The sequence below is a fragment of the Intrasporangium sp. genome, assembly GCF_032907665.1.
Lineage (GTDB): Bacteria > Actinomycetota > Actinomycetes > Actinomycetales > Dermatophilaceae > Intrasporangium.
Window position 1 is genome coordinate 5,953 of record NZ_JAJJPG010000046.1, and the last position, 18,589, is coordinate 24,541.

Here is an 18,589-nt window from a genome sequence, read left to right on the forward strand (position 1 = left end):
CCAGTCGAGTGGCCCCATCGTGCACAACCCGCCTGTGGACTCCCGGGCCACTCGAGCACCACCGCCCAGTCGAGTGCCCCATCGTGCACAACCCGCCTGTGGACTCCCGGGCCACTCGACTGGCGAGGGTCTCGGCGGTCAGACGGTGGGGCCGCGGCGGGCCAAACGCGCGAGGGCAGTTCGGTCGAGGCCGACTTCCAGAAGCTCATCGTCGTCCACGGCACCGCACTCGACCCCTCGTAGCACGAAGCTCGCGAGCGCAAGGGCGGTAGCGGGCTCGTCGAGGTACGTGGAGTCGCCCTCACCCACGTAGGCGCCCAGCCGGGTCGCAGCAGAGGCGAACCCCTCCCGATAGAACGCGAAGGTCGCGGCGAACCGGGTGGGCAGCTGCGCCGGGTGGAGGTCCCAGCCCTGGTAGTAGCCCCGCTCGAGAGATCGCCGCACCAGCCGCGCGTGCAGAGCCCAGCCCCGTCGGACCCCAGCACCGTCGCCGACCGGGAGGATGTTCGTCGACCCGTCGGACAGGTGGACCCCGGTTCCGGCCGCGACCACCTGCATGACCGCCTTGGCATGGTCGGCGACCGGATGCTCCAGGCTCTGGTACTCGCCCGCGATCCCGGTGGATGCCGAGTAGTCATAGGTGCCGTAGTGCAGACCGATGCACCGGCCCTGCGATGCACGGATCATGCGCGCCACCAAGGCTGTTCCGTCCGGTCCGAGGACGGCCTGGGGTGTCTCGACCTGGATCTCGAAGGCCAGCCGTCCCCGGTCCAGCCCGTGGGCCTGCTCCAGCCACTCGCACGCCGTCACCATCGCCGCGGCCTGCTCGACGGACGTCACCTTCGGCAGGGTCAGTCGGAAACCGTCCCTGAGCGCACCGCGTCGGGCCAGCCCTCCGACGAAGAGATCCAGCGTGCGGATCCCGCGCCGCCGGGTCGCCGGGTCGAAGGACTTGAACCGGATGCCGTGGAAGGGCGCCGCGGTTCGCGCAGCGCCAGCCGCGCCCTCGAGCGAGTCAGCGAGAGCGACCACTGCCGCGGCGGCCGCCGCGTCCTCCTCGTCGTCAGGACGCTGGCCGTAGCCGTCCTCGAAGTCGATGCGCAGGTCCTCGATCGGCTCTCGCTCGAGCTTGGCCCGGACTCGGGGATAGACCTCCTCCATCACCGGCTCGGGAAGGCCGACGGCTCGCGCGAACGACCCGGCGTCCGACCCGTGCTCGTCGAGGACGGCGAGCGCACGAGCACCCCAGTCGGGCGCGAGCCCAGCGGCATACGAGCCGGCGGGGACGTACACCGTGTGGACGGGCTGGCGCACGCCCCGGTCACCGGGGAACTGACGCGCGAAGGCGGCGTCGGCCCCCGCCAGCTGGTCATCCAGACGCGCGGTCAGCTCGTCGAGGTTCATTCGCCCGAGGCGTCGTAGGCGGGCAACGTGAGGAACTCGACGAACTCAGCTGCGAGAGCGACCTGCTCGAACACCCGGGCCGCCACCTGCAGCCGCTCGGCATCGACGGCGTCCGATGACCGCAGCCGCGTGACCTCGGCAGCGAGCAGCTCACGGACGAGGTCAGCGGTGACCGGCGTGCCGTCGTCCAGCGTCGAGCCGTTGTGGACCCACTGCCAGATCTGCGAGCGGCAGATCTCGGCAGTGGCCGCATCCTCCATGAGGTTGTGGATGGCGACCGCACCCGTGCCGCCGAGCCAGGACTCGAGGTAGAGCAGGCCGACCTCGACGTTGGTACGAAGACCCTCACGGGTGACGGCGCCCGCGGCGGACTGGAGGTCGAGGAGGTCCTCGGCCGCGACGTCGACGTCCTCACGCAGCACGGCGAGCTGGTTCGGGCGTTCACCGAGCACCCCGTCGAAGACCTCACGACAGATCGGGACCAGGTCGGGATGGGCGACCCAGGAGCCGTCGAAGCCCTGTCCGGCCTCGCGCTCCTTGTCCTTGCGCACCTGGTCGAAGGCTCGACGGTTGACCTCGTCGTCACTGCGACTGGGGATGAACGCGGACATCCCGCCGATGGCGTGGGCGCCGCGCTTGTGGCAGGTCTGGACGAGCAGCTCGGCGTAGGCGCCCATGAACGGCGTCGTCATCGGCACGGCGGCGCGATCCGGCAGGACGAACTCCGGACCGGCGTCACGGAAGTACTTGATGATGGAGAAGAGGTAGTCCCAGCGTCCGGCGTTGAGCCCCGAGGCGTGGTCGCGCAGTTCGTAGAGGATCTCCTCCATCTCGAAGGCGGCCGGGATCGTCTCGATGAGGACCGTCGCCCGCACCGTCCCGTGCGGGAGGGGAACCTCGAGGGACTGCTCGGCAAAGGTGAAGACGTCGTCCCAGAGACGTGCCTCGAGGTGCGACTCGGTCTTGGGCAGGTAGAAGTAGGGACCGCTGCCGGCGTCGACCAGGGCGCGCGCGTTGTGGAAGAAGTAGAGGCCGAAGTCGACGAGGGCCCCGACGACGGGTCTGTCGTCGACGAGGATGTGCCGCTCGTCGAGGTGCCAGCCGCGCGGGCGCAGGACGATCGTCGGAAGACGCTCGCCGGTCCGCAGCTCGTAGGTCTTGCCGTCCGGCGACGTGTAGCTGATGGTCCTGCGGATCGCGTCGCGCAGGTTGACCTGGCCGCCGATGACGTTGCGCCAGTGCGGCGTGCTCGCGTCCTCCAAGTCGGCCAGCCACACCTGCGCCCCCGAGTTGAGCGCGTTGATCGTCATCTTGCGGTCCGTCGGGCCGGTCATCTCGACGCGTCGGTCCACGAGGTCGGCGGGAGCCGGAGCGACGGTCCACTCGCTGTCTCGGACGTGCGCCGTCTCGGTCAGGAAGTCGAGCCGCCCCGACCGCGCCACCTCCTCACGCCGAGCCCGACGTGCAGCGAGCAGTGCGTCACGTCGCGAGCCGAACTCCCGCTGGAGCGAGGCCACGAACGCGAGCGACTCGGGGGTGAGAACGGCCTCCATCCCCTCGACGTGCGCCCCAGTGACCTCGACTCCGGTGCGACCAGGCACGATGCTCAGAGCACCTTCCCCACCGGAGTCGTGCGCGTCTCCGGCGCGGCGGCCCCAGCCGACTCGACGGCCGCTCGCACGGCGTGGGCGACAGCGGGAGCCACCACCGGGTCGAACACCGAGGGGACGATGTAGCTCGCGTTGAGCTCCTCAGGGGTCACCGAGTCGGCGATGGCCGTCGCCGCCGCGACCATGACCTCCTGGGTGATGTCCTTGGCTCCGGAGTCGAGCATCCCGCGGAAGAAGCCCGGGAAGCAGAGGACGTTGTTGATCTGGTTGGGGTAGTCAGACCTCCCGGTCGCGACGACCGCCGCGTGCTTGCCGGCCGCGAGGGGGTCGACCTCGGGGTCCGGGTTGGCCAGTGCGAAGACGATCGCGTCGTCGGCCATGGCCGCGATGTCGTCGCCGGTGAGGAGGTTGGGCGCCGACACGCCGATGAAGACGTCCGACCCCCGGATCACCTCGCGAAGCGATCCTTCCTCGCGGCGCAGGTTGGTGTGCTGGGCGATCCACTCGCGGTCCGGGTCACCGTAGGCCTGGCCGGCGTGGATGGCCCCGGCGCGCCCGCAGGCGACGATGTCGGTGGCGCCTTGGGCGAGGAGCAGCTCGATGATCGCGTGACCTGCGGCGCCGACTCCGCTCATGACGATCCGCACGTCGCCGATGTCCTTGCCGACGACACGCAGCGCGTTGGTCAGCGCCGCGAGGACGACGATCGCCGTCCCGTGCTGGTCGTCATGGAAGACGGGGACGTCGAGCTCTGCCCGCAGCCGTCGCTCTATCTCGAAACACCGTGGCGCAGCGATGTCCTCGAGGTTGATCCCCCCATAGACGGGAGCGATCGCCTTGACGATGGAGATGATCTCTTCCGTGTCCTGCGTGTCGAGGCAGACGGGCCAGGCATCGACGCCCGCGAACTGCTTGAAGAGGGCTGCCTTGCCCTCCATGACCGGCAGCGCCGCTGCCGGCCCGATGTTTCCGAGCCCGAGCACGGCCGAGCCGTCGGTGACGACGGCGACGGTGTTGCGCTTGATCGTCAGGCGGCGGGCGTCGGCGGGGTTCGCGGCGATGGCGAGGCAGACGCGGGCGACGCCGGGCGTGTAGGCGCGCGACAGGTCGTCGCGGTGCTTGAGCGGCACCTTGGGGTTGACCTCGAGCTTGCCGCCGAGGTGCATGAGGAAGGTGCGGTCGCTCACCTTGCGCACCGTGACGTCCGGGACCAGGGCGAGCTCCTCGGCGATCTCCTCGGCGTGCTCGGCGTCGGACGCGTCGTAGGTGACGTCGACGACGAGCCGGTCGTGCGTGGACTCGGCGATGTCGAGGGCGGTGAGCGAGCCCCCGGCCCGCTGGACCGCCGCGACGAGCCCGCCCGTGGCACCGGCCGACGCCGGGGCCTCCACTCGAACGGTGATGGCATAGCCGGGGCTCGGTGCACGCATGTTCTTCGGTTCTCCTTGGGGAGTGGATGACGCGGGGCGGCGCGGACTGCTCCTGACCTGCCCTCGGACCCAGCAGCGCCACAGCAACACCACCACCGATCCGGCGTGCTCCGCAAGTGCCCATCGGGGTCCGGCCACAAGGAGATTGGTCACTCGACGAGCTGGTGCCCTGCCAGGCCCTGGAGATCGTGGTAGGCCGCTGCTGCGAGAGGCCACCAGAAGAGCTGGGAGCACAGCTCGGCGTACTCGGCCGGCGTGACCCAACGGGTCTCGTGGATGCCCTCGTCACCCCCGGTCAGGGCGGGGCGCACCTCGGTGAGCTCGGTCCGGTAGACCTGCAGGTAAGGTCGCCTCGGGTCGATGATGTTGTCGGGGGTGCGTGGCGTGAACCGCTCGTAGCCGACGACCCTGACGCGGGACCGCTCGACGCGCAGTCCCGTCTCCTCATGGGTCTCGCGGAGGGCGTTGTCGATCGGCGTCTCCCCCGGCTCGCGCCACCCACCCGGAGATCCCCACTGGGCCCGACGGATGCTGTGAACTGCCGCGAAATGGCCCTCTGCGTCGCGGACGAAGAGCATCGCGGCGAAGACCTCGGCCTCCGGGACCGGGCGGGTGGAGGCGATGAGGTCGACATCGCTCGGCCCGTTGGGGAACGGGAGGTCGAGATAGCGGGCCAGCCCCCGATCGCCCCGGCGCTTGCGCAGGCGCAGGCCGGAGGCGTTGAGCCGGCGGGTGAGGTCGACCCCGGTCGTCACCGTGGCCCCCGCTGCGACCACCTCGGCCCAGCGGGCGTCCGGCACGTCGTAGTGGTCCCCGTCGAAGGACCGAGGGTGCAGGCCGACGGCCCGAGCGAAGGCGTGCAGCTCCGCATAGGACGAGTCGCTCACGAGGTGCGCGAAGTGCCGGCCGTGCGCCGGCCAGATCGGCTCGTCGATCCACAACGTCACATCAGCGAGCCTAGTCAGTCGCGACGACAGGCCTTGTGGACAACGTGGAGGGCCGATCGTCGCGCCCGTCTAGCGTTCACGGGGTCAGGTCACCAACCGGCCACCGCGCCCGATCGAAGGAGAAGCACCATGGCCAGGTCCGTCGTCGACACCGAGGCGATTCGCGCTGCCGCTGTCGACATCCAACGACTGTCCGACGACATCCAGTCGGCGACCACCGCGCTCCGCGGTCGGCTCGGCTCACTCAGCGGTGCGTGGGAGGGACCCGCGCGCACGCAGTTCGACGACGTCATGGAGCGCTACAACCAGATGCAGCTGAGGATCAACACCACCCTCGGCGAGATCAGCACCCTCACCGCGAAGGCCTCCACGGCCTACGAGCAGCACGAGACGGCCACCCGGGCGATGTTCTCCTGACGCGTCCAACCTCGAATGGCCCTCGTAGGGCCTCGAAAGCCCCCGAAGAGCCCTCGATCCGGGATTGACACTCACTGCCCCTGGCCCGGATCGAGCCCCAGGCCGGGGGGCGGCTCCCCACGAACGGGAGCCGCCCTCCGGTCGCCCCGACGCGTGGCGTGACCCAGCCGGTCGGTGCCAGTGCCTTCCGGTCGGTTGGGGCGATCGGTGTCAGTAGTAGCCCTTCCGCCCGTCGAGCAGCTCGCGAACGATGTCGAGATGGCCGACGTGTCGTGCCGTCTCCTCGAGCATGTGATGCAGCATCCACCGGAGGGTGGCATTGGCCGACGGCCAGCCTGTGCCGCGGCCGACCTGCTCGAGGGCATGGGCAGCGATGACCTCGTTGGACCGCTCGCACTGCAGCCGGTAGTCCTCGACGACCCGGGCCAGGGGGATGCCCTCGACGCGCCAGTCGTTGTCGAGCTCCTCACCGTTCGGGCCCTCGGCGAACTGCGGTCCTTCGATCGGCCCGCCGAGGAAGGCCACCTCGAACCACGTGTGCTCGGTCCACCTCAGGTGGGAGACCAGCCCCGCCACCGTCATCAGCGGCGAGGTCGGGATCACCGCGCGATGGGCGTCCTCGTCGGAGAGGCCGTCGCACTTCCAGCGGACGATCTCCCGCTGGAGGTCGAGCCAGCCGACGAGCTGGGTCCGTTCGTCCGCCACGAAGGCGGGCCGCTGTCGCTCCTCACGCATTGCCTGGGACATGGGACGACGCTACCGACACACGGCCGCGAGGGCACCCGAAAAGGGTGAGTGCCGAACGCGCGACATTCCGCGCGTTCGGCACTCGATGACGGAGAGTCTGCTCAGAAGCCCAGTCTTCTCGGCTTCATCCTCGACTCCGCTTCGGCGGGATGGCTCGCAAGCTCGCCCAACCTCCGCTCGGCTTCGTCAGAAGCCCATGCCGCCCATGTCGCCCATGTCTCCGCCAGCCGGAGCGGCCGGGGTCTTCTCCGGCTTGTCGGCGATGACGGCCTCGGTCGTGAGGAAGAGCGCGGCGATCGACGCGGCGTTCTGCAGCGCCGAGCGCGTCACCTTGACCGGGTCGATGATGCCGGCGGCGAGCAGGTCGCCGTACTCGCCCGTCGCGGCGTTGAGGCCGTGACCGGGCTCGAGCTGACGCACCTTCTCGGCCACGACACCGCCCTCGAGGCCGGCGTTGATCGCGATCTGCTTGAGCGGGGCCTCGGTCGCGACCTTGACGATGTTGGCACCGGTCGCCTCGTCGCCCTCGAGCTTGAGGTCGTCGACGGCCTTGGCGGCCTGGATGAGGGCGACGCCACCACCGGCGACGATGCCCTCCTCGACGGCAGCCTTGGCGTTGCGGACGGCGTCCTCGATGCGGTGCTTGCGCTCCTTGAGCTCGACCTCGGTGGCCGCGCCCGCCTTGATGACGGCGACGCCGCCGGCGAGCTTGGCGAGGCGCTCCTGCAGCTTCTCGCGGTCGTAGTCCGAGTCGGAGTTCTCGATCTCGGCCTTGATCTGGCTGATGCGGCCCTCGATCGCGCTGCGGTCCTCGGCGTCCTCGACGATGGTCGTCTCGTCCTTGGTGACGACGACCTTGCGAGCACGGCCGAGCAGGTCGAGGGTGGCGTTCTCGAGCTTGAGGCCGACCTCCTCGGAGATGACCTGGCCGCCGGTGAGGATGGCGATGTCGGTGAGCATGGCCTTGCGGCGGTCGCCGAAGCCCGGAGCCTTGACGGCGACGGACTTGAACGTGCCCTTGATCTTGTTCACGACGAGGGTCGCGAGGGCCTCACCCTCGACGTCCTCGGCGATGATGAGCAGCGGCTTGCCCGACTGCATGACCTTCTCGAGCAGCGGGATGAGGTCCTTGATCGCGCTGATCTTGGAGTTGGCGACGAGGACGTAGGCGTCGTCGAGGACAGCCTCCATGCGCTCGGTGTCGGTGACGAAGTATGCCGAGATGTAGCCCTTGTCGAAGCGCATGCCCTCGGTCATCTCCAGCTCGAGGCCCATGGTGTTGGAGTCCTCGACGGTGATGACGCCTTCCTTGCCGACCTTGTCCATGGCCTCGGCGATGATCTCGCCGACCTGGGTGTCAGCAGCGGAGATCGAGGCGGTCGAGGCGATCTGCTCCTTGGTCTCGATGTCCTTGGCCATGCCGAGCAGCTGCTCGGAGATGGCCTCGACGGCCTTCTCGATGCCGCGCTTGAGGCCCATCGGGTTCGCGCCCGCGGCGACGTTGCGCAGACCCTCGCGCACCATGGCCTGGGCCAGGACGGTGGCGGTGGTCGTGCCGTCACCGGCGACGTCGTCGGTCTTCTTGGCAACTTCCTTGACGAGCTCGGCGCCGATCTTCTCGTAGGGGTCGTCGAGCTCGATCTCCTTGGCGATCGAGACGCCGTCGTTGGTGATCGTGGGCGCGCCCCACTTCTTCTCCAGGACGACGTTGCGGCCCTTCGGGCCGAGGGTGACGCGGACGGCGTCGGCAAGCGTGTTCATGCCGCGCTCGAGGGCGCGCCGCGCCTCTTCGTCAAACGCAATGGTCTTGGCCATTCGGGTGGTTCCTCCCACACGAGTTCTGCGACTGACACGGCGAGCGCTCAGGTCCACCTCGCTGGAGCTCGGTCGATCTTCGCGCCCTGCGTCACTCGCTACGTTGGTTGGTGGCCCGCACGTCGCCCGCGACGGACGAGGCGGCACTCGCAGCTCACGTCGCTGTGAGACACCGCCCCTCGGCGTGCGGCCCATATCTGTCACTCCCCGGGGGAGAGTGCTAACGCCATTATTGGCACTCTCGGGGTGCGAGTGCAAACCCTCGGGAGCTCGCACGCGGGGTCGGCGTGCCCCGAGAACCGCGCGCTGGGCCACGCAGGGTCCCCCAGGGAACCCAGGTCGTATGCCGCTGGGCTCGCGCTCTCACGCCGGTGGCCTCCGGACTCCACCCTCTCCCCATGTCGAGTGGCCCGGACAACATCCGCGAACGCACCGCGTCAGGAGGGACTCGGCAGAGCGGCAACCAGCCTTGCGGCATACGTCGCCGACTCCTCGTCACTCGCATACGTCGTCCGTGGCCAGAAGAACCCTCGGAGGCCGTCGCCCTTGGTCCGCGGCACCACGTGGACGTGCAGGTGGGGGACGGACTGGCTGACGACATTGTTCATCGCGACGAACGTGCCCTGGGCCCCCAGCCCGGCCACGGCGGCAGCCGCGAGCCGACTGGCGGTCTCCGTGAGTCCCGCGTGCAGCGTGCCGGGCAGGTCGAGCAGGGTGGGGACGTGGGTCCTCGGGACGAGCAGGACGTGACCCTTGAAGACCGGCCGGCGGTCCAGGAACGCGACGAAGTCGGCTTCGTCGATGACGACGTCGGCCGGGACGTCCCCAGCGACGATCGCACAGAAGGTGCAGTCCATGACGCCCAGCGTGCCACGGGCTCACCCGGTCGACGGGCTCCCGTCAGGCCGTACCGTCAGACCCCACGGGTCACAGGCACACCCAGAGGATCTCGACGGAGCAGTCCGCCGTGTCGGCGTCCGGGTCGGGCTTCGGGGGCTTGGTGGGTTTGTTCGGGTTCGGCGGCTTGCTCGGAGGCCCGTTGGTCCGCGTCGTCGTCGGGGGCGTTGTCGTGGTCGACGACGAGGACGGCGTCGTGGTGGCCGTGGAGCGTTGCGTTGTCGCCGGCACTGCCGCCGCGGTGGAGGTCGAGTTCCGGATGGTCGTGGTCGAGCTCGAGGTCGTGGCCGACGTCGGCGTGGCTGCGCCTGGAGGCGTGACGGTCCGCCAGTCGCTGCCGGCGGGCTCCTGGGTCCACTCCGATCCGAGGGTTGTCGAGGGGGTTGTCGAGGTCAGGCCCAACGAGAGCGGCTGCTCCTGCCAGGGGCTCTCGTCCGGCCACCACAGGAGCATCCCCGCAACCAGCCCCACCACCGCTACCGCGGCTGCGACGACCGCGTTGCGGCGACGTCGGGCGGCTCGCTCTCGGGCTCTCATCTCCGCTCGCATCGCCTACCAAGGTAGACGAACCGGACAGCCCGCGCGCGACCGGACCCACGCCCGATAGCGTGGCGGGCACCAGGCAAAGCGGACAGCGTGAGGTAGTCGCGATGATGGCTTCGGGTTTTCACGAGGTGGCGGACCGGGTCTTCGTGGCCCGCTACCCGCAGTGGGACGTCAATGTCGGCCTCGTCCTCGGGCGGGACGGCGCCGTCGTCGTCGACACGAGGGCGAGCTGCCTGCAGGGCTTCGCGGTCCTCGACGACATCCGGCGCCTCGGATCCGACATCGAGGTGCGCCATGTCGTCAACACCCATGTCCACTTCGACCACACGTTCGGCAACACCGCGTTCACCGCAGCCACGGTCCATGCGCACGCCAACGTCGCGCGGGCCGTCGATGCGGACGCCGACCGCATCAAGGCCCTCTTCCGGGCCGACCCGGGCGACGGCCCCGAGGCCGGCTACACGTCCCGCGACGTCGTCGAGGTCCTCGCCACGGAGGTCCGCCCGCCGGACCGCAGTTTCGAGCTGAGCGCCACGATCGACCTCGGCGATCGCGCCGTCACCATGAGCTGGGCCGGGCGGGGACACACCGACGGCGACATCGGCGTCCACATCCCGGATGCCGACGCGATGTTCCTCGGGGACCTCATCGAGGAGTCGGCCACGCCCTCGTTCGGGGGCGATAGCTGGCCGCTCGACTGGCCCGACACCTTGACCGAGCACCTCGGCTGGCTCGGCCCGACGAGCGTCGTCGTGCCCGGCCACGGCAAGCCGGTCGACGCCGAGTTCGTCCGTCGGCAGCGCGATGAGATCGCGATGGTCGACCGCGTCATCCGCGAGCGCCAGGGCGCGGGCTGGTCGCTCGAGGCCGCCCTGTCCGAGCCGGACGAGCGCCTGCCCTACGACCTGGAGCGGCTCGACTCCGCCTTCCGGCGCGGCTGGGAGCAGCTCACGTCCCGACCGGCCGAGCCCGCCTGACCGGCCGAGCCTCTTCCACGGCTGGCTCGACGCCGGCGGATGTCGCGGATCGCCGTCGGAGGCGTGCCCGCTCCAGCGGCAGGAAGGCGAGCAGACAGACCGCTGTCGGCAGGAAGTGAATCGTCAGGAGGGCGTACGTGCTGGCGTGGAAGAGGACCCAGAACACCACGACGAGATGGAGCGCGCGGCCGCGCAGCCACAGCATGAGAGGCGTCAGCAGCTCCATGCAGAAGACGACCCACTGCATGAGCTGGGTGATGAGCAGCTGGGTCGAGAGCCACTGGGCGGGCTGGACGGCGCCGCGGCGGCTCAGCGCCCAGAGGAGCGTCGCGGAGCTCCCCCACAGCCACCCGCCCTCCCTCACCTTGGCCACTGCGGACAGGAAGTAGGTCGCGACGACGGCGACCTGCACGAGTCGCAGCGCCCAGCCGGCCGCCTCGGAGTGGCGCAGGTCGCTCCACCCCGCGCGACCGACGCTGGGCAGCACGAAGAGGGCGACCACCAGGGCGAAGTGGTCGTGGTCGACCTTGCCGTAGGACATCCCGTTGCTCACCCAGTCGAGCATCGCCAGCGCACACACCCACCCCGCCACCCGTGGGAACCGCCCAGCCGCAGCCACGAGGGCGCTGACGAGGATGACGACGAGCAGCACCCGCGTGTAGAGCGGTGATGGTTGGGGCAGGTGCAGCAGGTCCCTGACCGGCAGCGGCTGGTAGAGCGCGGCCGGCACGTCGCCGTGGTCGATGGGGTCGGTGACGAAGAAGAGGACGTCGAGCACGGTCACGAGGTAGATGGCGGCACGCAACCGGGCAGCCCGCGCGACGGGCACCGGACGGAAGGCCCAGCGGCGAAGCGCGCCGACCTGCCGGTCCGCACTCACGGCAGCTCCTCCGGAGCCTCGGGCGCGATGACAGCCCACGAGACCACGGTGCGCGTGACCGGGTCACCCGCCCGACCGTCGCGGACGAGCCGCACGTCGTCCATGACCTCGATCGTCGCAAGCCGCGGCGAGCTCGGGGACCGACGGGCGTGGAGCACTGCGATGCCCTGCAGGAGCGACGGCTGCTGGGTGAACGACCACAGCTGCCCCTCGATCTCGGCTCGCTGCAGCCCGAGCGCACCCCGGTTGAGGTCGAGCCGCATCCGCTCGCCGTCGACGGTCATCGCCTCGAGGTACCGGGAGTGGATCTCGCCGTCAGACGTGCTGACCGCGAAGGCGAACTGGCTCATCGGAGCAAAGGGCCACCCCTGGTCGTTGCGCAGCCACGTCCCCAGCACGACACCCACGACGACCGCCGCCATGACCACTGTCCGCACGGCGATTCCCCCGCGTGACAGGCGGATCGGCGTGCCGTGGTTGACTTGACCCATGCCCGCGTCGGTCCCCCTGCTCATCTTCGATGGCGACTGCGCCTTCTGCACCTCGTCTGCGGAGTTCCTCCGCTCACGGGCCGACCGCAGGGGCCGCTACGCCGTGGAGCCGTGGCAGCGGGTCGACCTTAGCGCATTCGGCCTCACCGAAGCGGAGTGCGTCGAGGCCGCGCAGTTCGTCACGGCCGACGGCACGGTTCACGCGGGACACCGGGCGATCGCCCAGGCGCTGAGGCACGGCTCCCCCGCCTGGCGACCGTTGGGCCGCCTCATCACGGCGCCCGGCATCGACGGCGTTGCTCGTTGGGTCTACGCCTGGGTGTCGGAGCACCGCCACCAGCTGCCCGGGGGCACCCCGGCGTGCGCGCTGCCCCCCACGGCCTCCCGCGACTGACCACCCAGCCTCAGGCGAGCGCGGACGGGAAGGCCTCCGACCAGGACCGGATCGCGACGCCCCCGGCGGCCGACCGGTCGACCGAAGTCGCGGTGAGCAGGGCCCACACGACGGCGCGGGCGACGCAGTCGGCTCCGGCCTCCATGAGCAGCATCAGGTCAGCAGGCTCGACGGCGCCACGCCCGCCCGTCGCCATGGCGAAGAGGGTGTCGCCGTCGAACGGCGTGTGGACCGGTTTGACCGCCCTGGCGAGCCCGTCGTGCCCGATGCCCGCAAGCTTCTGGCACTGCGCCTTGGAGAGGGTCGCATCGGTGGCGATGACCCCGATCGTCGTGGCCATGGCCGGGATCCCGGCCATCCGGTCCGGCAGCGACTCGGCTCTCGTGCGAGCCGCTGCCACATCCTCGGGAGACGCCACCCCGACGTGGGCGAACTCCCCCGCGAGACCGAGCCCAGCGGCATACGGCCGACCCGTGGCGGGGTCCACTGCGGAGCCGACCGCGTTGAGCGCGACGACAGCGGCCACGGTGACCCCCGACTCGAGGACGACACTCGCCGACCCCACCCCGCCCTTGAGGCCGCCGACGCGCGCTCCCGTCCCCGCCCCGACGCACCCCTGGGCAACAGCGGAGGAGGTGGCTGCATCGTATGCCGCCCTCCCGTCCCCGGCGCGCGGATGGTTGCGCCAGGTGCCCCCGCGTCCGAGGTCGAAGAGGATGGCAGCCGGGACGATCGGCACGACCTGGCCCGGCTCACGCATCGGCCAACCCTGGCCGTCGTCGAAGAGGCCCTCGATGACCCCGTCTGCCGCGCCCAGCCCGGGCGCACTGCCACCACCGAGCACGACTGCATTGACGCGGTCGACGAGGTTGCGCGGGTCGAGCAGGTCGGTCTCGCGCGTGCCGGGTCCGCCGCCGCGGACGTCGACACCGGCCACGGCCCCCTCGGGGGGCGCGACGACTGCGGTGACACCTGTGAGCCAGCCCGGCTCGTCGCGGGTGCAGTGTCCGACCCGGATGCCCGCGACGTCGACGATCGAGTTGGTCGGTCCGGGCCGGCAGGTGGTCTCGCCGGCGTCCCCAGCACGGGAGCGGGGGGTGTCGTCAGCATGGTCGGTGGCGCGGGAACGGTCGGTCTGGTCAGAACGGTCAGTCACTCGGGGTCCCTCAGGTCGAACTCCATGAGCCGGCCCGGCGAGGTGAAGCCGAGCCGCTCGTAGAACTGTTGCTCCTTCTCGTCCGCGGCGTTCACCCGGATCCACTTCACGTCGGTGGCCCGGGACCATTCGATCATGGCCTCGGTGAGGGCCCGAGCGACCCCGAGGTCGCGGCAGCCGGGGGTGACGAAGAGGCCCCCGACGTGGAGCCAGCTCACGTCCCTGCGGCCGGGCCAGGGCAGCGCGCGGATGCGGCGTGTCTCGAGGATGCCGGCGTGCTCGCCCCGGGCCTCGGCGACCCACGTCGGCCGGTCGGGTCGCTCGGCGAGCCAGGCGTCGACGAAGCGGTCGAGGTAGCCGGACTCGGACGGCATGCCGAGCTCCCGTGCGAACTGGAGGTGCAGGGCGGCGACGACCAGGGCGTCATCGGCACCGGCACGGCGCACCACGACGTCGGCCATGGGGGAAGTGAACCACGGCGGGCCGCGAGCAGCGTGAGGTTCGCCCTGCCCTCGGCGGTCGCGGTCAGCCGTTGAAGCCGAGGCGACGGCTCGTGCGTGCCCGCTGACGGCTGGCCCGCATGCGGCGCAGGCGCTTGATGAGCATGGGGTCGGCCGCGAGCGCCGCCGGGTTGTCCAGCAGGGCGTTGAGCACCTGGTAGTAGCGCGTGGAGCTCATGTCGAAGAGCTCCTTGATGGCCTGCTCCTTCGAGCCGGCGTACTTCCACCACTGCCGCTCGAAGGCCAGGATCTCGAGGTCCCGGTCACTGAGCGCGCTCTCGGAGTGGTGCGTGTGCTCCGTGGCGTGTTCTGTGCTCATGGTCCCTGTCTCTGGGGTTGGCCGGGTGTGTGTCGGTTCGGTGCCGGGTCCGGCGTGTCGTGCGAAACGGTAGCGACTCCGGGTGCGTGCCTTCCACTCGGGAGGATGATCATCACCTGAACTCGATCGCGTTGGCTCCACTACCCACCTTAGTCGCCGAATCACACGGGTGTCATTCACCCGGCCCTTTCAGGCCATCGTGTCGAGGATGGCCGTGACGTCCTCCTTCGTCGTGTGGGGGTTGACGACGGCGAAGCGCGTCAGGGTCTCTCCCCGGAAGGTCGTCGGGACGACGAAGGCGAACTCCGCGGCGAGCTGCCGGTCGGTCCAGGCCTGGTAGTCCTCCGGCGCCCAGCCGAGCCGACGGAAGACGACGACGGACAGGTCGGGCTCACGGACGAGCTCGAGGTAGGGACGAGCCTCGATCTCTCGCGCCGCGTGGCGGATCACGTCGAGCGTGCCCTCGATGGCCTCGACGTAGGCGTCCGTGCCATGGACGGCGAGGGAGTACCAGAGCGGCAGTCCGCGGGCGCGGCGGGTCAGGCCGATCGAGTAGTCGGTCGGGTTCCACTCGGTCGCCTTGGTGAGCACGTCGAGGTAGCCGGCCTCCTGCGTGTGGGCGATCCGGGCGAGCTCGGGGTCGCGGTAGAGCAGCGCGCAGCAGTCGAACGGTGCGAAGAGCCACTTGTGCGGGTCGACGATGAAGGAGTCGGCACGCTCGATCCCCGCGAAGAGGTGACGCACGGACGGCGCCGCGAGACCGGCCCCGCCGTAGGCACCGTCGACGTGGAGCCAGAGGCCGAACTCCTCGCACACCTCGGCGACCGACTCGAGGTCGTCGACGACGCCGAAGTTCGTCGTGCCGCTGGTGGCGACGACGGCGAAGAACGTCTCGGGGCCGTGCTCCTCGAGCGTCCTGCGCAGCTCAGGGCCGGTGAGGCGCAGCTTCTCGTCGACGTGGACGCCGCAGACCTCCGCATCCATGACAGCGGCCATCGACACGACGGACGAGTGGGCATTGTCGGTCGCCGCGATCCGCCACGGCCGCGCACCGGTGCCGGCCTCCTTCGCCCGGTTGCGGGCAGTGTGCCGCGCCACGACGAGCGCGGAGAGGTTGCCGACGGTGCCGCCGGGGACGAAGACCCCGCCGGCCTCCTCCGGCAGTCCGGCGAGGTCGGCGATCCAGCGCAGAGCCTGGTTCTCGGCGTACACCGCCCCGGCGCCCTCCAGCCAGGACCCGCCGTAGATCGATGACGCCCCGACGACGACGTCGAACGCCGCCGCCTCGCGGGTCGGCGCGCAGGGGATGAAGGACAGGTAGCGCGGGTGGTCGGTCGACAGGCAGGCGGGGGCCAGGGTGTGCTCGAAGAGCTCCATCGCGCGGATCGCGCCGAGCCCCGCCGCCGTGATCGTCTGGCCCGCTGCGCTCCTGAGGTACTCCTCCGTCTGCGGCCCGTCGAGCGGGACGGGGTCCATGAGCAGTCGTTCCCGCGCGTAGCGCAGGACCTGCTCCACGGCGATGTGGTCGGGGTCCTTGTCGAAGCTGTGCACGGAGGAACTCTAGGACTACCCGGAGATCAGGCCGTATGCCGCTGGGCTGGTCCCCGACGCGCGCTCACCTCAGGAGACGGCCGGGGCGAGCAGGAGGTCGTGCAGCTCGGCGGTCGTCGATGCGATGCCGTCGGGTCGGACCTTCTCGAGGTTCGCCCGGACGCCCGCGCCCCAGGTCACCGCCACGGTCGCCATGCCGGCGGCCTTGCCTGCGAGCACGTCGACGACGGCGTCACCGACATAGGCCGCCCGCGACGGGTCGGAGTGGCCCAGTCGCTGGAGGGCGAGCAGGAGCGGCGTCGGCTCGGGCTTGTGCACCTCGGTGTCCTCGAGGCCGACGAGTGCGGAGATGTGGGGCGTCAGGCCGAGCAGGTCCATCGCCTGCTGGGCGGACTCGCGACGCTTGGACGTGGCGACTCCGACCTTTGCCCCGGCCTCGCCGAGGGCGACGAGCACCTCGCGGGCCCCTTCGTAGGCCCGGATGAGTCGCTCGGTGTTCTCGGAGTTCCACGTCAGGTAGGTGTCGTAGAGCAGCTCGGCATGCTCTGGGGAGTGGTCGCGGAAGGCCGCGCTGAGGGGACGCCCGATCCAGGAGCGGATGATGTCGGGGTTCTCCTCGCGACCGAGGACCGTGCGGAAGGCGTGCTGGTACGACTCGACGATGAGGTCCACCGTGTCGGCGAGGGTGCCGTCGAGGTCGAAGATGACGACCGGCCAGCGGGGCGTGAAGGTTCCTGTCACGGATCTACCCTAGGCGCCCCGCGCGCCTGCTCAGAACGCATTTCCTCGCGGTTCGCCCTCGGCCGGCCCCGGTCCCGCCTATCGTGGAACGGGAGGGCGTCCGGTGTCGGGGGAGGGACTCCGCACCACCGGGGACGGGCGGAGAGCGATGGGGGCCAACGACGCGCAGCCGGGTCGACTCGCGGTCACCCGTGCGGCCCTCCGAAGCGGTCGGTTGCGCCGCGTCGTCACCGCGTTCCTCGTCTTCAGCATCGTCGAGTGGGCGACGTGGATCGCCATCCTCGTGTGGGCGTTCGAGCAGGGGGGCCTGCGGTCCTCGAGCCTGATCGCGCTCGTGCAGCTCGTCCCCGCGGCGCTCCTCGCCCCCGTCATCGCCGCCTGGAGTGGCCGTCGCCGCCCCGTGACGGCCCTCGTCACGGGGTATGCGGCGCAAGGGGTCGCCTTCTCCGCGACCGGTGCTGCACTCATCGCCGGGGCTCCCTACGTCATCTCGGCCACGCTCGCCTGCCTCGGTGCGATCACGATCACCATGACCCGGCCCGTGCACCACGCCCTGCTGCCGCGGATCGCGCAGACGACCGGCGAGCTGACGGTCGGCAACGCCGCATCGGGGTCCGCCGAGGCCCTCGCCGTCGTCCTCGGCCCCCTCGCCTGTGCCGCGCTCATCGGCCCCACCGGCGCCGGCGGAGTCGTCCTCGTCATGGGACTCTCGTGTCTCGGGTGCGCCGCGCTGACCTCCGGGCTGCGACTGGAAGCCGGTGGTGCAGCGCAGGGCCTCGACCGGAGTCCCACGCAGCTCGCCCGGGCGATCCTCAGGCATCCGGCCGCGCGGACGTTGACCTCCCTCGTCAGCGTCGAGCACGTCCTCGTCGGGACGATGGACATCCTGCTCGTCGTCCTCGCGATCGACCTTCTCGGCCTGGACGACTCGGGGCCTGCCCTGCTCAACGCGGCCCTCGGGGTGGGTGGGCTCGTCGGGGCTGCCGCGACGATCCTGATAGCGACGGGGACCCGGGTCGTGCCCGGAATCCTGGTCGGGGCCCTGGTGTGCGGCATCGCCTTCGCGGTGACGGCTCTGTCCCCCACCGCGGTCGCGGCCGGTGTCCTGCTCGCCGTCACCGGCGCGGGCAAGGTCTTCTTCGACGTGTCCCTGCGAACCCTCGTCCAGCGCGCCCTGCCCGAGCACCTCCTCACGGCCGTCTTCGGCCTGATGGAAGCCGTCACCATGGCCGCGATCGCCCTCGGCTCGGTGCTCGTGCCGCTCCTCGTCGAGCTCGCCGGCACCCGCGGCGCGTTCGTGCTCTCCGGGATGCTGCTCCCCCTGGCCGGTCTGGTGCTCCTGCGCCGCCTGCTCCGGCTCGACACCGCGGCGACCGTCCCGGCCGACGCCCTGGGGCTGCTCGAGGGCGTACCCATCCTCTCGGTCCTCGCCCCGCGCGTGCTCGATCGCCTCGCCATCGAGTCCCGCCGCGAGTCCGTCCCCGAGGGCACCGAGGTCGTCCGACAAGGGGCGCCCGGCGACACCTTCCACGTCATCAGATCCGGGACCGCCGCCGTGCGGATCGACGATGACCTGGTGCGCGAGCTCGGACCCGGTGACTGGTTCGGGGAGCTCGCGCTCCTGCACGACACACCTCGGACCGCGACGGTGTCGGCGCTGACCGACCTGGACCTCCAGACTCTCGAGCGGGATGAGTTCCTCGCCTTCGTCGCCCACGTCCCCCGCGCGGTCGAGGAGGCCGAGACCCACGCCCGCGACACCTACCG

19 protein-coding genes are annotated in these 18,589 nt (G+C 70.7%); 5 read left to right on the forward strand and 14 right to left on the reverse strand.

The window, feature by feature from the left end; genetic code table 11:
- Positions 1-138: 138 nt before the first annotated feature.
- The 4 genes from LOY02_RS09010 to LOY02_RS09025 form a co-directional block, all read right to left on the reverse strand.
- The gene (locus LOY02_RS09010) at positions 139-1,404 is read right to left on the reverse strand and encodes a DUF6986 family protein (protein ID WP_317182015.1); all 1,266 of its coding nucleotides are present in this window, start codon (positions 1,402-1,404) and stop codon (positions 139-141) included.
- A complete protein-coding gene (gene aceB / locus LOY02_RS09015; RefSeq protein WP_410505933.1) occupies positions 1,401-2,957 on the reverse strand; it encodes a malate synthase A in 1,557 nt (518 codons plus the stop codon). Before aceB ends, LOY02_RS09010 begins: the two co-directional genes overlap by 4 nt.
- Positions 2,958-3,010: 53 nt before the next feature.
- The gene (locus LOY02_RS09020; protein ID WP_317182017.1) at positions 3,011-4,444 is read right to left on the reverse strand and encodes an NAD-dependent malic enzyme; all 1,434 of its coding nucleotides are present in this window, start codon (positions 4,442-4,444) and stop codon (positions 3,011-3,013) included.
- Between the two features lie 149 nt (positions 4,445-4,593).
- Positions 4,594-5,391: a DUF4031 domain-containing protein gene (locus tag LOY02_RS09025; RefSeq protein WP_317182018.1), complete on the reverse strand. Its 798-nt coding sequence runs from the start codon at positions 5,389-5,391 to the stop codon at positions 4,594-4,596.
- A 129-nt stretch (positions 5,392-5,520) separates the two neighbouring features.
- Between LOY02_RS09025 and LOY02_RS09030 the strand changes: the two genes are divergently transcribed.
- Positions 5,521-5,808, forward strand: coding sequence for a WXG100 family type VII secretion target (locus LOY02_RS09030; protein WP_317182019.1), 288 nt, complete (start codon positions 5,521-5,523; stop codon positions 5,806-5,808).
- Positions 5,809-6,018: 210 nt separating this feature from the next.
- On the opposite strand, the gene LOY02_RS09035 is transcribed toward LOY02_RS09030, so the two are convergent.
- From LOY02_RS09035 to LOY02_RS09045, 3 genes are all read right to left on the reverse strand, one after another.
- Positions 6,019-6,555 (reverse strand): DinB family protein, encoded by a 537-nt coding sequence (locus tag LOY02_RS09035; protein WP_317182020.1) that lies wholly within the window; start codon positions 6,553-6,555, stop codon positions 6,019-6,021.
- A gap of 186 nt (positions 6,556-6,741) precedes the next feature.
- Positions 6,742-8,370, reverse strand: a complete 1,629-nt coding sequence (gene groL / locus LOY02_RS09040; protein ID WP_317182021.1) for a chaperonin GroEL — start codon at positions 8,368-8,370, stop codon at positions 6,742-6,744.
- A 437-nt stretch (positions 8,371-8,807) separates the two neighbouring features.
- Positions 8,808-9,227: an HIT family protein gene (locus tag LOY02_RS09045; RefSeq protein ID WP_317182022.1), complete on the reverse strand. Its 420-nt coding sequence runs from the start codon at positions 9,225-9,227 to the stop codon at positions 8,808-8,810.
- 182 nt (positions 9,228-9,409) lie between these two features.
- Between LOY02_RS09045 and LOY02_RS09050 the strand changes: the two genes are divergently transcribed.
- Together LOY02_RS09050 and LOY02_RS09055 are read left to right on the forward strand one after the other, a co-directional pair.
- The gene (locus tag LOY02_RS09050) at positions 9,410-9,874 is read left to right on the forward strand and encodes a hypothetical protein (protein ID WP_317182023.1); all 465 of its coding nucleotides are present in this window, start codon (positions 9,410-9,412) and stop codon (positions 9,872-9,874) included.
- Positions 9,875-9,920: 46 nt separating this feature from the next.
- A complete protein-coding gene (locus LOY02_RS09055; RefSeq protein WP_317182024.1) occupies positions 9,921-10,790 on the forward strand; it encodes an MBL fold metallo-hydrolase in 870 nt (289 codons plus the stop codon).
- On the opposite strand, the gene LOY02_RS09060 is transcribed toward LOY02_RS09055, so the two are convergent.
- Positions 10,762-11,670, reverse strand: a complete 909-nt coding sequence (locus tag LOY02_RS09060; protein WP_317182025.1) for an HTTM domain-containing protein — start codon at positions 11,668-11,670, stop codon at positions 10,762-10,764. The two genes, LOY02_RS09055 and LOY02_RS09060, sit on opposite strands and share 29 nt — an antisense overlap.
- Positions 11,667-12,161, reverse strand: a complete 495-nt coding sequence (locus LOY02_RS09065; protein WP_317182026.1) for a hypothetical protein — start codon at positions 12,159-12,161, stop codon at positions 11,667-11,669. The genes LOY02_RS09060 and LOY02_RS09065 overlap by 4 nt, the downstream gene beginning before the upstream one ends.
- Here LOY02_RS09065 and LOY02_RS09070 point away from each other — a divergent pair.
- Entirely contained in the window at positions 12,160-12,555 is a 396-nt protein-coding gene (locus LOY02_RS09070; protein WP_317182027.1) for a DUF393 domain-containing protein, read from the forward strand. The two genes, LOY02_RS09065 and LOY02_RS09070, sit on opposite strands and share 2 nt — an antisense overlap.
- Before the next feature lie 10 nt (positions 12,556-12,565).
- On the opposite strand, the gene LOY02_RS09075 is transcribed toward LOY02_RS09070, so the two are convergent.
- The 5 genes from LOY02_RS09075 to LOY02_RS09095 all read right to left on the reverse strand — a co-directional run bounded on the left by LOY02_RS09075 (position 12,566) and on the right by LOY02_RS09095 (position 16,822).
- Entirely contained in the window at positions 12,566-13,591 is a 1,026-nt protein-coding gene (locus tag LOY02_RS09075; protein WP_317182033.1) for a P1 family peptidase, read from the reverse strand.
- Between the two features lie 116 nt (positions 13,592-13,707).
- Positions 13,708-14,172, reverse strand: a complete 465-nt coding sequence (locus LOY02_RS09080) for a GNAT family N-acetyltransferase (RefSeq protein WP_317182028.1) — start codon at positions 14,170-14,172, stop codon at positions 13,708-13,710.
- Between the two features lie 64 nt (positions 14,173-14,236).
- A complete protein-coding gene (locus LOY02_RS09085; RefSeq protein ID WP_317182029.1) occupies positions 14,237-14,530 on the reverse strand; it encodes a DUF3263 domain-containing protein in 294 nt (97 codons plus the stop codon).
- 189 nt (positions 14,531-14,719) lie between these two features.
- On the reverse strand, positions 14,720-16,081 hold the full coding sequence (locus LOY02_RS09090; protein WP_317182030.1) for a pyridoxal phosphate-dependent decarboxylase family protein: 1,362 nt from the start codon (positions 16,079-16,081) through the stop codon (positions 14,720-14,722).
- Between the two features lie 69 nt (positions 16,082-16,150).
- Positions 16,151-16,822 (reverse strand): HAD-IA family hydrolase, encoded by a 672-nt coding sequence (locus LOY02_RS09095; RefSeq protein WP_317182031.1) that lies wholly within the window; start codon positions 16,820-16,822, stop codon positions 16,151-16,153.
- Positions 16,823-16,970: 148 nt separating this feature from the next.
- Here LOY02_RS09095 and LOY02_RS09100 point away from each other — a divergent pair.
- A partial coding sequence (locus LOY02_RS09100) for an MFS transporter (protein ID WP_317182032.1) occupies positions 16,971-18,589 on the forward strand: 1,619 nt, incomplete at its 3' end.

Bases quoted from the DNA above. Each gene is read 5' to 3' on its own strand.
- LOY02_RS09035 (WP_317182020.1), bottom strand. From the start codon at position 6,555: ATGTCCCAGGCAATGCGTGAGGAGCGACAGCGGCCCGCCTTCGTGGCG.
- LOY02_RS09010 (WP_317182015.1), bottom strand. From the start codon at position 1,404: ATGAACCTCGACGAGCTGACCGCGCGTCTGGATGACCAGCTGGCGGGG.
- LOY02_RS09065 (WP_317182026.1), bottom strand. From the start codon at position 12,161: ATGGGTCAAGTCAACCACGGCACGCCGATCCGCCTGTCACGCGGGGGA.
- LOY02_RS09055 (WP_317182024.1), top strand. From the start codon at position 9,921: ATGGCTTCGGGTTTTCACGAGGTGGCGGACCGGGTCTTCGTGGCCCGC.
- LOY02_RS09030 (WP_317182019.1), top strand. From the start codon at position 5,521: ATGGCCAGGTCCGTCGTCGACACCGAGGCGATTCGCGCTGCCGCTGTC.
- LOY02_RS09085 (WP_317182029.1), bottom strand. From the start codon at position 14,530: ATGAGCACAGAACACGCCACGGAGCACACGCACCACTCCGAGAGCGCG.
- aceB (WP_410505933.1), bottom strand. From the start codon at position 2,957: ATGGAGGCCGTTCTCACCCCCGAGTCGCTCGCGTTCGTGGCCTCGCTC.
- LOY02_RS09045 (WP_317182022.1), bottom strand. From the start codon at position 9,227: ATGGACTGCACCTTCTGTGCGATCGTCGCTGGGGACGTCCCGGCCGAC.
- LOY02_RS09080 (WP_317182028.1), bottom strand. From the start codon at position 14,172: ATGGCCGACGTCGTGGTGCGCCGTGCCGGTGCCGATGACGCCCTGGTC.
- LOY02_RS09070 (WP_317182027.1), top strand. From the start codon at position 12,160: ATGCCCGCGTCGGTCCCCCTGCTCATCTTCGATGGCGACTGCGCCTTC.
- LOY02_RS09020 (WP_317182017.1), bottom strand. From the start codon at position 4,444: ATGCGTGCACCGAGCCCCGGCTATGCCATCACCGTTCGAGTGGAGGCC.
- groL (WP_317182021.1), bottom strand. From the start codon at position 8,370: ATGGCCAAGACCATTGCGTTTGACGAAGAGGCGCGGCGCGCCCTCGAG.